Annotated in this window: 11 protein-coding genes; 7 read left to right on the plus strand and 4 right to left on the minus strand. The window is 71.9% G+C overall.

Annotated features, from left to right (window positions below; translation table 11 throughout):
• Window positions 1–244 precede the first annotated feature (244 nt).
• Window positions 245–1,513 (minus strand): amidohydrolase, encoded by a 1,269-nt coding sequence (locus tag OG871_RS16010; protein ID WP_371497464.1) that lies wholly within the window; start codon window positions 1,511–1,513, stop codon window positions 245–247.
• Between the two features lie 483 nt (window positions 1,514–1,996).
• On the opposite strand from OG871_RS16010, the gene OG871_RS16015 reads away from it, so the two are divergent.
• From OG871_RS16015 to OG871_RS16025, 3 genes are all read left to right on the plus strand, one after another.
• Entirely contained in the window at window positions 1,997–4,075 is a 2,079-nt protein-coding gene (locus tag OG871_RS16015) for a protease pro-enzyme activation domain-containing protein (protein ID WP_371497465.1), read from the plus strand.
• A gap of 121 nt (window positions 4,076–4,196) precedes the next feature.
• Window positions 4,197–4,955, plus strand: coding sequence for an SDR family oxidoreductase (locus tag OG871_RS16020; RefSeq protein ID WP_371497466.1), 759 nt, complete (start codon window positions 4,197–4,199; stop codon window positions 4,953–4,955).
• 351 nt (window positions 4,956–5,306) lie between these two features.
• The gene (locus OG871_RS16025; protein WP_371503329.1) at window positions 5,307–5,840 is read left to right on the plus strand and encodes a 2-oxo-4-hydroxy-4-carboxy-5-ureidoimidazoline decarboxylase; all 534 of its coding nucleotides are present in this window, start codon (window positions 5,307–5,309) and stop codon (window positions 5,838–5,840) included.
• Between the two features lie 51 nt (window positions 5,841–5,891).
• Here OG871_RS16025 and OG871_RS16030 read toward each other — a convergent pair whose 3' ends face one another.
• Window positions 5,892–6,608 carry a hypothetical protein gene (locus OG871_RS16030; protein ID WP_371497468.1) on the minus strand — a complete coding sequence of 239 codons (717 nt, stop codon included), beginning with the start codon at window positions 6,606–6,608 and terminating at the stop codon, window positions 5,892–5,894.
• A 246-nt stretch (window positions 6,609–6,854) separates the two neighbouring features.
• On the opposite strand from OG871_RS16030, the gene sdhC reads away from it, so the two are divergent.
• Genes sdhC through OG871_RS16050 form a run of 4 tightly spaced genes read left to right on the plus strand, consistent with a single transcriptional unit; the run spans window position 6,855 to window position 10,306 of the window.
• Window positions 6,855–7,235 carry a succinate dehydrogenase, cytochrome b556 subunit gene (sdhC, locus tag OG871_RS16035; protein ID WP_371497469.1) on the plus strand — a complete coding sequence of 127 codons (381 nt, stop codon included), beginning with the start codon at window positions 6,855–6,857 and terminating at the stop codon, window positions 7,233–7,235.
• A 6-nt stretch (window positions 7,236–7,241) separates the two neighbouring features.
• Window positions 7,242–7,733: a succinate dehydrogenase, hydrophobic membrane anchor protein gene (gene sdhD / locus OG871_RS16040; protein WP_371497470.1), complete on the plus strand. Its 492-nt coding sequence runs from the start codon at window positions 7,242–7,244 to the stop codon at window positions 7,731–7,733.
• A gap of 57 nt (window positions 7,734–7,790) precedes the next feature.
• The gene (sdhA, locus tag OG871_RS16045) at window positions 7,791–9,533 is read left to right on the plus strand and encodes a succinate dehydrogenase flavoprotein subunit (protein WP_371497471.1); all 1,743 of its coding nucleotides are present in this window, start codon (window positions 7,791–7,793) and stop codon (window positions 9,531–9,533) included.
• Window positions 9,533–10,306 carry a succinate dehydrogenase iron-sulfur subunit gene (locus tag OG871_RS16050; protein ID WP_371497472.1) on the plus strand — a complete coding sequence of 258 codons (774 nt, stop codon included), beginning with the start codon at window positions 9,533–9,535 and terminating at the stop codon, window positions 10,304–10,306. The genes sdhA and OG871_RS16050 overlap by 1 nt, the downstream gene beginning before the upstream one ends.
• Window positions 10,307–10,372: 66 nt before the next feature.
• Here the strand turns inward: OG871_RS16050 and OG871_RS16055 are convergent, their stop codons facing one another.
• A complete protein-coding gene (locus OG871_RS16055; RefSeq protein WP_371497473.1) occupies window positions 10,373–11,890 on the minus strand; it encodes a hypothetical protein in 1,518 nt (505 codons plus the stop codon).
• Window positions 11,891–11,970: 80 nt separating this feature from the next.
• On the minus strand, window positions 11,971–12,231 hold the full coding sequence (locus tag OG871_RS16060) for an SCO4848 family membrane protein (protein WP_371497474.1): 261 nt from the start codon (window positions 12,229–12,231) through the stop codon (window positions 11,971–11,973).
• Window positions 12,232–12,240: the final 9 nt, after the last annotated feature.

A 12,240-nucleotide genomic window follows, 5' to 3' on the forward strand; every position in this document is an offset into this window, starting at 1 on the left:
CGTAACGCGCGTAGAACACGGTTGGGTTACGGCCTGCCAGGGCATTCGGGTTGTTATCAAAATGTGGTCCGACTTCCGGATGAATCCGGACATAGCGCCACAGTTGCTCAACCGAATGTCACTACCGAGTGATACCGGACAACCACCCTACGCCCAAGCCACCTCACCAGTCACAAGCCGCGCCGCACAAGGAGAGGGGCCCGCGAGCGCGGGCCCCTCTCACTCGGACAGCCGATACCGCAGGTCAGATCCGGCCGTGCTCCAGCGCGAGCGACGAGAACAGCTCCACGCCGACCGCGATCGCCCGCTCGTCGACGTCGAAGTCGCCCTGGTGCAGGTCCCGCACACCCTTCTCCCGCGGCCCGCGCACCCCGAGCCTGGCCAGCGCGCCCGGGGCGTGCTCCAGGTACCAGGAGAAGTCCTCGCCGCCGAGGCTCTGCTCGGTGTCCTCCACCACCGGGCCGCCGCCGGCGGCGAAGCGGGCCGTCATCGCGGCCTCCAGCTGCGCGATCGACTCCTGCTCGTTGACCACCGGCGGCACGCCCCGGTGGTAGTCCAGCGCCCACTTGGCCCGGTGCGTCTCGGCGATCCGGCCGACCAGCTCGTCCAGCACCTCGGGCGCCTCGCGCCAGCCGGCCAGGTCCAGGCAGCGGACGGTGCCCTCCAGCTCGGCGTGCTGCGGGATCACGTTGGGCGCGGAGCCGGCGGCGATCCGGCCGAACACCAGGCTGACGCCCCAGCGCGGGTCCATCCGGCGGGCCAGCGCGGCGGGCAGCTCCGCGGCCATCCGGGCCACCGCCGTGACCAGGTCGGTGGTGAGGTGCGGCCGCGCCGTGTGGCCGCCGGGGCCGTCCAGTCCGAGCAGCAGCCGGTCGCAGGCCGAGGTGATCGCGCCGACCCGCAGCCCGACCCGGCCGACCTGGACCTTCGGGTCGCAGTGCACGGCGAAGATCCGGCCCACCCCGGCCATCCCGGCCGCCTTGATCACGTCCAGCGCACCGCCCGGCATGACCTCCTCGGCCGGCTGGAAGATCAACCGGACCGGCTGCTTCAGCTCCCCCCACCGGGCCGCGTCCGCCAGCACCAGCCCGGCGCCGAGCACGACGGAGGTGTGCACGTCGTGGCCGCAGGCGTGGGCCCGGCCCGGAAGGGTGGAGCGGTACGGGGTGTCGATCTTGGCGTCATCGATCGGCAGGGCGTCGATGTCCGCCCGGAAGGCCAGGAACGGGGCGCCCGACGGTGTCCCGGCCGGAACGATGTCCACCACCATCCCGGTGCCCCCGGGCAGCACCCGGGGCTGCAGCCCGGCCGTCACCAGCCGTTCGCGCAGGAGTCTGGTGGTCCGGAACTCCTGGCGGCCCAGCTCGGGGTGGCGGTGCAGGTCCCGACGAAACGCGATCAGCTCGGCCTCGTAGGCCCGTACCCGTGCGCGGAGGTCCGAGCCCGGACCGGCCGGAGCACGGTTGTCGGCGGTGGCGAGGGCGGCCCGACCGGCGGGCTGAGGATCGTTCACCTCAACAAGAGTAGGCCGGTGGAGGGTTTTTGGCCCGACTTCTTCCGAAGTCGTCCCCGGATGGGTGCATACCGAACGCACTACTGGGTATGACATCTCGTTTCAGCCGCCTTCCCCGGATGATCTCCGCCCTGTGCAACGAACGCCCGGCCGGACGGACACGGCGGTCGGGCGGTCCGTCCGGCGGCCGACCGAGCGGCCCCGGTGACCCGGCCGGGCGACTCGGCGACCCTGCGACCCGGCGACCGGGCGGCCTGCGGGCACCGCGCTCCGGGCAACGGCTTCCCCACGGGTTCCCCACCCCGCGGTCATAGCCCGGCAAAGCTTTCGGACGCGCTCTTGAGCTGTGTACATCAGTGCCAATAGACAGCTAGCGCACAGTCAACTGCCGCACCGGCGACGGATGATCCGCCGCCGGGCCGGTCCGTCATGCCCTCACGAAGGGCGGCCGACGGACCATCAATCCGAAAAGTGGGGACCGACGTGCCAGCAGCACGCAACCGGCTCTCCCGGACCCTCGCCGCGGCACCCGCCGCCGCGCTGATCCTGGGAACCCTCGCGGTGGCCACCCCGGCCACCGCCGCCACCCCGGCCGACGCGCCGAACACCGCCCGCCGGCTCGCCGGGACGCACCCCGCCTGGGCCACCGCCCAGGCCGACCAGGGCGCGGTGGCCGACTCCGCCCCCGCGACGGCCCGGATCTACCTGGCCGGCCGCGACGCCAGCGGGCTCGAAGCCCTGGCCCGTGCCGTCTCGGACCCGTCCGCCCCCGGGTACGGGCAGTTCCTGAGCGCCGATCAGGCCGCGCAGCGCTTCGGCGCCACCCCGGAGCAGGTCCGGGCCGTCACCGCCTGGCTCACCTCGGCCGGCCTGACCGTCGGCGAGAGCACCCCGCACTACCTCCAGGTCTCCGGGAGCACCGCGGCGCTGGCCAAGGCGCTGGGCACCTCCTTCCACAGCTACCGCTCGCCGGACGGCGGCACCCGGCAGGCCCCGGCGGACGAGGTCACGCTGCCCGCCGGGGTGGCCGGCTCGGTGCTCGCGGTCGGCGGGATCAGCGGCGCCGCCCACAAGGACGTCTCGCACGCCGTCTCGGTCCGCGAGGCCGAGGCGAGGGCCGACGCGAAGGCCGCCGCCCAGAGCCTCGCCGCACCGGGCCTCGCCGCACCGGCCGCGAAGCCCGCCGCCACCCTGCCGACCGTGCCGACCTGCTCCGAGGACGGCTACGGCTCGAAGACCGCCAAGGGCGCGCCCGAGGGCTACGAGAAGAACGAACCGTTCGCCCCCTGCTCGTACACCCCGAGCCAGCTGCGCAAGGCCTACGGGGTGAGCGACGCGAAGGTGACCGGCAAGGGCGCCCGGATCGCGATCATCGACGCGTACGGCCTGGCGACCATGGAGCAGGACGCCGACCACTTCTCCACCGCGCACGGCGACCAGCCGTTCACCCCCGGTCAGTACCGCGAGTTCGTCACCCCGGACAAGTTCGTCCACCAGGACGAGTGCGGTGACTGGTCCGGCGAGCAGGCCCTCGACGTCGAGATGGCGCACGGCCTCGCGCCCGGCGCCCAGGTCGTCTACGTCGGTGCCAACTCCTGCTACGACGAGGACCTCAACGCCGCCATGGCGAAGGTGGTCGACGAGCACCTGGCCGACGTGGTCTCCAACTCCTGGGGCGAGATCATGCACGGCAAGAGCGGGGACATCGACCCCGCGGTGGTGGCCGCGGACAACCAGATCTTCCAGCTCGGCGCCGTCCAGGGCATCGGCTTCACCTTCTCCAGCGGCGACTGCGGCGACAGCTCCCCGGGCGCGGCCGCGACCGGTGTGAACTGCCAGTCCGACACCAGCCAGGCGCAGGCCGACTGGCCGTCCGCCTCGCCCTGGGTGACCTCGGTCGGCGGCACCGCCCTCGAACTGGGCGACAAGGCTGGCCACTACGGCCACGAGGTGTCGATGGGCGACCAGCGCTCGGTGCTCTCGGCCGACCAGAAGTCCTGGGACCCGTACCCCGGCTTCTTCTACTTCGGCGGTGGCGGCGGCGTCTCCAAGGACTTCCCGCAGCCCTGGTACCAGCACGGCGTGGTGCCGGACTCGATCGCGCGCACGGCCGCCGACGGCACCACCTCCGCCACCCCGCTGCGGGCCACCCCGGACGTCGCGATGAGCGGTGACCTGGTGGCCGCCACCCTGGTCGGCTACACCGCCGACGGCACCTACAGCGAGGGCGGCTACGGCGGCACCTCGGTCTCCTCCCCCGAGTACGCGGCCATGATCGCGGACGCCATCGAGGTGCGCGGCGGCCGGGCGATCGGCTTCGCCAACCCGGCGATCTACGACCGGGCCGGCAGCGGCGCCTTCCGCGACGTGAACGACTCCGCCGTGCACACCAAGTTCGGCAACGTGGTCGACCTCGGCGTGGTCGGCGGCACCCTGCGGGTGCGCCTCTACAAGCTGGCCGCCGACTACGGTCTCAAGGCCACCTGCGGCTACGACACCGCGACCGGCGTCGGCACCCCCGGGCGGGACTTCTTCTCCTCCTTCCGGCTGCCCCGCCACTGACCCACCCCGCGGCACACCGACGGCCCCGGGGGCGGACCACCGCCCCCGGGGCCGTCGTGTGCCCGGGTGGACCGCCTTGAGATGATCGGGTCCGGGCATCCGGACATCCGAAGGAGTGGCAATGACCGAGCGCAAGGTGGCCGTGATCACCGGTGCCAGCAGCGGGATCGGGGCGGCTACCGCCCGGCGGCTGGCCCGGGACGGGTTCGAGGTGGTCGTCACCGCCCGCCGGACCGACCGGATCGAGGCGCTGGCCAAGGAGATCGCCGAGGACGGCGGCGCCGTCCGGGCGTACCCGCTGGACGTGACCGACCGGGCCGCGGTGGACGCCTTCGCCGCCGAGGTCGGCCCGGTGCACGTGCTGGTGAACAACGCCGGCGGGGCGGTCGGCGCGGAGAGCGTCGAGGCCGGCGACCCGGCCGACTGGCGGGCGATGTACGAGGTCAACGTGATCGGCGTGCTGAACGTGACCCAGGCGCTGCTGCCCACGCTGCGCGCCACCGGGGACGGCACCGTGCTGGTGCTCAGCTCCACGGCCGCGATGGCCGCGTACGAGGGCGGCGGCGGCTACGTGGCGGCCAAGCACGCCGCGCACACCATCGCCGCGACGCTGCGGCTGGAACTGGTCGGCGAGCCGATCCGGGTGATCGAGATCGCCCCGGGCATGGTGAAGTCCGAGGGCTTCGCGGTGACCCGGTTCCGCGGCGACGAGGCCAAGGCCGCCGCCGTGTACGCGGGCGTGGCCGACCCGCTGAGCTCCGACGACGTGGCGGACACCGTCTCCTGGGCGGTGACCAGGCCCGCGCACGTCAACATCGACCTGCTGGTGGTCCGTCCGCGCGCCCAGGCGGCCAACCACAAGGTGCACCGCGAGCTGTGACCGCACCGGCCGGACGGCTCGGCGACGGGCGCGCGACCACGCGCGCGCGCCGTCGGGTCGTCGGGTCGGCTGACAGGCAAGTGTCAACGTCACAACTTGATAGCTCGTTCGGGTGAATTCTGCGCGCCCTCTGCCCAACTGATGAGCCCTCAACTACCGTGGTGCCGCTGCCCGGCCCGGCCCTGTTCCGGTCGGCCCGGCCCCTTCTGCCTCGGTCAGTCCCACCACCCTCAGCACCTATCTTTCGTCACTGCCATCACGGTTCACCGGTGCCCTGGGCGTGCCATCCGCTCGCCCCCGGCCCCGACACCCCCTTCCCGCCCTCACGAGGAGGACCCGCTGGCCAGCGACATCCCGCCGCAGCGTCTCGACGCGCGGACGGCACCGTCCCTGCTCGGGCTTCACCGCTTCAACGAGGCCGACGCCGGTGCTGCGGAGGAGGCCCTGCTGGCCTGCTGCGGCAGCCACCGCTGGGCGCTCCGGCTCACCGCCCACCGCCCGTACCCCGACCTGGAGTCCCTGCTCGCCGCAGCCAGCGAGGCCTCCTACGACCTTCGCCCGGCCGACCTGGCCGAGGCGCTGGCGGACGAGAGCTGGATGCCGCAGCCGCTGCTCGGCATGCGCGCGCCCGGCAGCCAGGCCGCGCACACCGCGCTGCGGGCCGCGCACGCCGCGTACGAGGCCAGATTCGGGCACGTCTTCGTGGTCTGCCTGGAGGGTGTGGTGCCGGAGGAGATGCTGGACACCGTGCTCACCTCGATCCGTACCCGGCTGGCCAACGACCCCGACGAGGAGCGCCTGATCGCCGCCGACGAACTGCGCCGGATCGCCCTGACCCGACTGGAACACCTGGTCGCCACCCACTCCGCCCCGGCGGCCCGCTGAACCCCGCCCACCGCCGCCGGGCCCACGGCTGCCGGACGCCGGCCGCCGGGCTCACCCGCGCTGGGCGGCGCGGAGCTTGGCCAGCTGGGCCCGGACGACCTCGGGGTCGGGCTCGGCGGCCGGCTCCCGACCGGTGCCGACCGTGGAGAAGACCGCCAGCGCCGTACCGACCCGGGCCAGCAGGGCCCGCTGGGAGAGGGTGACCGCCCCCGATTCATTCGTCAGGGTGAACGCGGTGACCGCGTCGGCTCCCTCCGGGGTGGGCGTGTCGGCCCGGGTCAGCCGGTGCCGGGTGGTCACGGCCCGGCCGGGCGCGGCGCCGCCGCCGGCCGCGGAGGTGAAGCCGGAGCAGTGCGCCAGCACCTGCTCCAGCTCGTCCTGCAGCCGCTCGGCCCGCCCGGGCCCGAAGGCCAGCAGCCCGGCGTAGACCGCACCGTCCGGATCGCCCGCCCTGGTCACGCTCAGGTCCGCCTCCGCGGACGGCCCCGAGGCCGCCTTCCGGGGCGCCACGGCGTCCAGCACCGGCTGACAGGCGGGCACGTCGGCGGTCTCCCGCTCCTGGTCGGGGGCGGTGTCCTGGCCCGGGCTCATCAGCACGACGGTGTACCCCGCGCCGAGGTCGGCGTCCGCGAGCGCGGCGGCCCGCAGCCCGCCCGCGTCCAGCTCCCGCCCGACGGCCGGCCCGTCGGCGGCGGGGCCGACCGTGGTGCAGCCGGCGGCGAGCGCCAGCAGGGCGGAGCAGAGCAGGCGTGGGATGCGGTCGGGCACGGCTGGTCCTCCGGGAGGGGCGGGGCGGCGGCGAACCGACGCACCGTAGCGCAGCCATTCGGACACCCGGAGTGACAAATCGGCGATTCGTTAGCCCGTGAGTGCCTGTTTGATCACACCTGAGGCCCCCGGAGGCGGTTGCCGACACGGCGTCGATAGGATGCTGGCGGCCGGTGGACCGTACCCGGCCGGGCTGACCGACACCGAAGCCGGCCGAGCCCCCAATCCGCTTCCGGAGGGTTTTCCGTGCCGGCTGGAACGCTGTACCGCGGCCGGGAAGGCATGTGGAGTTGGGTGGCTCATCGAGTCACCGGCGTCCTCATCTTCTTCTTCCTGTTCGCCCACGTCCTCGACACCGCACTGGTGCGGGTGTCGCCCCAGGCGTACGACACCGTCATCTCGACGTACAAGACGCCGCTCGTGAACCTGATGGAGTACGGCCTCACCGCCGCCATCCTGTTCCACGCGCTGAACGGCCTGCGGGTCGTCGCTGTCGACTTCTGGTCCAAGGGCCCGAAGTACCAGCGGCAGATGCTGTGGACCGTCGTGGGCATCTGGGTCGTCCTGATGGCGGGTGCCTTCTACCCGATCCTGCAGCACACCCTTCGTACCTGGTTCGGGGGCTGATCCGCGATGGCGAACGACATCACCGAGGACCTGGTGGTCCCCTCCGTCCATGCCCACACCGGCAAGGGCCTGGGCACCGGCAACCCCGCCGACGCCTTCGTGGTCGAGCCCCCGCGGGCCCGCACCAGGAAGACCCCGCGCCGCACCCGCACCAACTTCGAGATGCTCGCCTGGCTGTTCATGCGCCTGTCGGGTGTCGTGCTGGTCGTGCTGGTGCTCGGCCACCTGCTGATCAACATCGTCCTCGACGGCGGCGTCTCGAAGATCAGCTTCGCGTTCGTGGCCGGCAAGTGGGCCTCGCCGTTCTGGCAGTTCTGGGACCTGCTGATGCTGTGGCTGGCCATGCTGCACGGCTCCAACGGCATGCGCACGGTCATCAACGACTACGCGGAGAAGGACTCCACTCGTCTGTGGCTGAAGACCCTGCTGGGTGTCACGACCGTCTTCACGGTCCTGCTCGGCACCCTGGTGATCTTCACCTTCGACCCCAACATCTAGAACGCGGCTCCTAGCGGCATCTAGTCGGTATCGAGACCGGACGAGGCTTAAGACCCCATGCAGATTCACCAGTACGACACCGTCATCGTCGGCGCGGGCGGCGCCGGCATGCGCGCGGCCATCGAGTCGACCCAGCGCAGCCGTACCGCCGTGCTGACCAAGCTCTACCCGACCCGCTCCCACACCGGCGCGGCCCAGGGCGGCATGTGCGCCGCCCTCGCCAACGTCGAGGAGGACAACTGGGAGTGGCACACCTTCGACACGGTCAAGGGTGGTGACTACCTGGTCGACCAGGACGCCGCCGAGATCATGTGCAAGGAGGCCATCGACGCCGTCCTCGACCTGGAGAAGATGGGCCTGCCCTTCTCCCGGACCGAGCAGGGCCGGATCGACCAGCGGCGCTTCGGCGGCCACTCCCGCAACCACGGTGAGGCGCCCGTCCGCCGCTCCTGCTACGCGGCCGACCGCACCGGTCACATGATCCTCCAGACGCTGTTCCAGAACTGCGTCAAGCACGGGGTCGAGTTCTTCAACGAGTTCTACGTCCTCGACCTGCTGATCAACGACGGCAAGACCGCGGGCGTCGTCGCCTACGAGCTGGCCACCGGCGAGATCCACGTCTTCCAGGCCAAGGCGGTCGTCTTCGCCTCCGGCGGCACCGGCAAGATGTTCAAGGTCACCTCGAACGCCCACACCCTGACCGGTGACGGCCAGGCGGTGGCGCTGCGCCGCGGCCTGCCGCTGGAGGACATGGAGTTCTTCCAGTTCCACCCGACGGGCATCTGGCGGATGGGCATCCTGCTCACCGAGGGCGCCCGCGGCGAGGGCGGCATCCTGCGCAACAAGGACGGCGAGCGCTTCATGGAGCGCTACGCCCCGGTCATGAAGGACCTCGCGTCCCGTGACGTCTGCTCCCGCGCGATCTACTCGGAGATCCGGGCCGGCCGCGGCTGCGGCCCCGACGGCGACCACGTCTACCTGGACCTGACGCACCTGCCGCCGGAGCAGCTGGACGCCAAGCTGCCGGACATCACCGAGTTCGCGCGCACCTACCTCGGCATCGAGCCCTACACGGACCCGATCCCGATCCAGCCCACCGCGCACTACGCCATGGGCGGCATCCCGACCAACGTCGAGGGTGAGGTGCTGGCCAACAACACCGACATCATCCCCGGCCTGTACGCGGCCGGCGAGGTCGCCTGCGTGTCGGTGCACGGCGCCAACCGCCTGGGCACCAACTCGCTGCTGGACATCAACGTGTTCGGCCGCCGCGCGGGCCTCGCCGCCGCCGCCTACGCGGACAAGGCCGACTACGTCGAGCTGCCGCTGAACCCGGCCGAGAAGGTCGAGGCCATGATCGACGGCCTCCGCGAGTCCACCGGCACCGAGTCCGTCGCGCAGATCCGCAAGGAGCTGCAGGAGTCCATGGACGCCAACGCCTCGGTGTACCGGACCGGCGACACCCTGAAGCAGGCGGTCTCGGACATCGCCGCGCTCAAGGAGCGCTACAAGAACGTCGCGATCCAGGACAAGGGCATGCGCTACAACACGGACCTCCTGGAGGCCGTGGAGCTGGGCAACCTGCTCGACCTGGCCGAGGTGCTGGCCATCTCCGCGCTGGCCCGTGAGGAGTCCCGCGGCGGTCACTACCGCGAGGACTTCCCGACCCGTGACGACGTGAAGTTCATGCAGCACACCATGGCGTACCAGGAGGTTGCCGAGGACGGCAGCACCTCGATCCGCCTCGACTACAAGCCGGTCGTCACGACCCGCTACCAGCCGATGGAGCGTAAGTACTGATGAGCACTCCGACTGTGGAGAAGCACTCGGCCGCTCTGGACGCGGCTGAGGCGGGCGGTGTCCAGCTGATCACCGTGACCCTCCGGATCCGCCGGTTCAACCCGGAGGAGCACCCGGACCCGGTGTGGGTCGACTACCAGCTGGAGATGGACCCGAAGGAGCGCGTCCTGGACGCGCTCAACAAGGTCAAGTGGGAGCAGGACGGCACCCTGACCTACCGCCGTTCCTGTGCGCACGGCATCTGCGGCTCGGACGCCATGCGGATCAACGGCCGCAACCGGCTGGCGTGCAAGACCCTGATCAAGGACGTCAACCCGGAGAAGCCGATCACGGTCGAGGCCATCAAGGGCCTCACGGTCCTCAAGGACCTGATCGTCGACATGGACCCGTTCTTCCAGGCGTACAAGGACGTCATGCCGTTCCTCATCACCAAGGGGAACGAGCCGACCCGCGAGCGCCTGCAGTCCGCCGAGGAGCGCGAGCGCTTCGACGACACCACCAAGTGCATCCTGTGCGCCGCGTGCACGTCGTCCTGCCCGGTCTTCTGGAACGACGGCCAGTACTTCGGCCCGGCCGCGATCGTCAACGCGCACCGCTTCATCTTCGACTCGCGCGACGAGGGCGGCGAGCAGCGCCTGGAGATCCTCAACGACCGCGAGGGCGTCTGGCGCTGCCGGACCACCTTCAACTGCTCGGAGGCCTGCCCGCGTGGCATCGAGGTCACCAAGGCGATCCAGGAGGTGAAGCGCGCGCTCGTCACGCGTCGCTTCTAGCAGCCCCCGCAGCTCGCGCCGAGGGCCCGTCCGGTCGAACCGGACGGGCCCTCGGCCGTTTGACCGTCAGTCGTCGCCCGGGCTGCGGGCGCCGAGCAGGGGCAGCAGCAGGGGCCCGACGAACAGCGCCACCGCCATGTAGCGGAAGTGCGGCGCGGCATTGGCGACCATCAGGTTGAGCTGCAGCCCGATCAGCACGGCTCCGCCCACCGGGACCACCGCCAACGTCGCCCGGCGGCGCCGCGCGTACACCGCGAGGGCCGCGTACCCGAGGTAGCACCAGACGGCGCCCCGCCAGAACAGCCAGTCGAGCTGCGGGGCGCGGAAGGCGTCGTGCAGCCACACCGCCGCCTTCAGCAACGGCTGCGCCGCCGGGTGGGGGCGCAGGGTGTCCGCATACGGGCTGTGCTCCAGGTCGCCGCCGGGCGCGGTGAAGCCGAAGAGGTCCGGCGAGGCCTTGGGACTCTGGACGACGGTCTCCCCGGACCTGGCCGCCGGGCCCGCCCAGACCGCCCAGGCGATGTGGCTGCGGCACAGCCGCGCGCCGATCACGTAGTCGGGGTGGTGGGCGGCGACCTTGACCCAGAGCGAGACCAGCTCGTCGCTGTGGACGGCGGCCTGGCGGCGGTCCCAGCCCTCGCCCCAGTTGGTCAGCGGATCCGAGGAGAAGCACTGGTCGCCCGCGGTGTCCCAGGTGGTCAGGGGTGCGACGGCGGCGAGCAGGGCCTTGTCGGCGGCGCCGAAGGCGGCCGGGTCCCGGTGGTAGGCCACCGCGAGGTCGGCGTAGTTGAGGGAGTAGAGCATGTGCGCCGGCGGCCGGTGGATCCCCCACACCGCCGAGTACGCCCACAGGTTGAGGAAGAGCGGGACGGCCAGCGAGACGGCCGTCAGCAGCGCGATCCAGCGGCGGACCACGGGTATCAGGACCAGCAGGAGGACCGCCACCACCAGCATCAGGCCGTAGCTGTTGTTCCGGAACAGCCCGAGGCCGAGCATCGAGAGGAAGAAGACCGCGAGGTCGAACCGCAGCGCCCGCCCGCCCTGCCCGAGGGTGCCGTCCAGTCTGCGGGCCAGCAGCCGCAGCCCGGCGGCGAACAGGAACACCGCGCAGACGGTGAACGGGACGTCCTTCCAGAGGAAGACGACGAAGGTGCCGGTCGGGGGCAGGACCGCCAGCGCCACCGCCACCGGCGCGCTCCAGCGGGCGCGGGCCCCCAGCTTGGACAGCGCGGAGACCGCGTAGCCGAGGCCGAGCGACATCCCGACGGTCTGCAGCAGGACCACCGGTGCCACGCTGTCGGTCAGCTTGAGCGACCACAGGATGACGGCGTCGTAGAAGGCGGAGTGGTCGGCCGTCCAGTAGCCGGGGTCGGTGACCTGCCAGACGTACATCACGGAGTCGTAGCTCACGAACGCCGGATACGCGGCCAGCCACCAGACCAGCCAGACGGCCTGACAGACGGCGGCGACGGCCAGCGGCATCCGCCGGCTCGGGCGGACCCGGCGGTGCTGGGCCACCGCCCGTTCGCGAAGACCGGGACGGTCGGTTCCGGCCGGACGTCCGAGCACGGTGTCGCCGGTCATCGCGAGGCCCCCTTCTGCGCCGCACCGGGCGGCGGTGCCCGGGTGTTCCGCGCAGGGTAGCAGCAGTCCCGGGGCCGGCCTCAGGCGGTCGGCGCGCTGCTGCGGGAGGCGGCGCGCAGGCCGCGGACGCCGACGGTGCCGACCGCGGCGCCGAGCACCAGCGAGGTCACCGCGAGGGCCAGGTGGACCCAGAAGAAGGCGGTGGGCCGGGAGTGGTCGCCGTCGAGGAAGGCCTGGCCGCCCGAGTCCTTCCAGAGGTTCTTGATGAAGGTGGTCCAGATGATCAGGGACCAGACGCCGAAGGCGGCGAGGAACCAGGAGACGGGGCGGCTGAGCTTCATGACGGTCCT

Origin of the sequence: Kitasatospora sp. NBC_00374, from assembly GCF_041434935.1 — a bacterium.
GTDB lineage: Bacteria > Actinomycetota > Actinomycetes > Streptomycetales > Streptomycetaceae > Kitasatospora.

Excerpts from the sequence above, each read along its gene's own strand:
- OG871_RS16020 (WP_371497466.1), top strand. The coding sequence starts at position 4,197 with ATGACCGAGCGCAAGGTGGCCGTGATCACCGGTGCCAGCAGCGGGATC.
- sdhD (WP_371497470.1), top strand. The coding sequence starts at position 7,242 with ATGGCGAACGACATCACCGAGGACCTGGTGGTCCCCTCCGTCCATGCC.
- sdhA (WP_371497471.1), top strand. The coding sequence starts at position 7,791 with ATGCAGATTCACCAGTACGACACCGTCATCGTCGGCGCGGGCGGCGCC.
- OG871_RS16050 (WP_371497472.1), top strand. The coding sequence starts at position 9,533 with ATGAGCACTCCGACTGTGGAGAAGCACTCGGCCGCTCTGGACGCGGCT.
- OG871_RS16055 (WP_371497473.1), bottom strand. The coding sequence starts at position 11,890 with ATGACCGGCGACACCGTGCTCGGACGTCCGGCCGGAACCGACCGTCCC.
- OG871_RS16060 (WP_371497474.1), bottom strand. The coding sequence starts at position 12,231 with ATGAAGCTCAGCCGCCCCGTCTCCTGGTTCCTCGCCGCCTTCGGCGTC.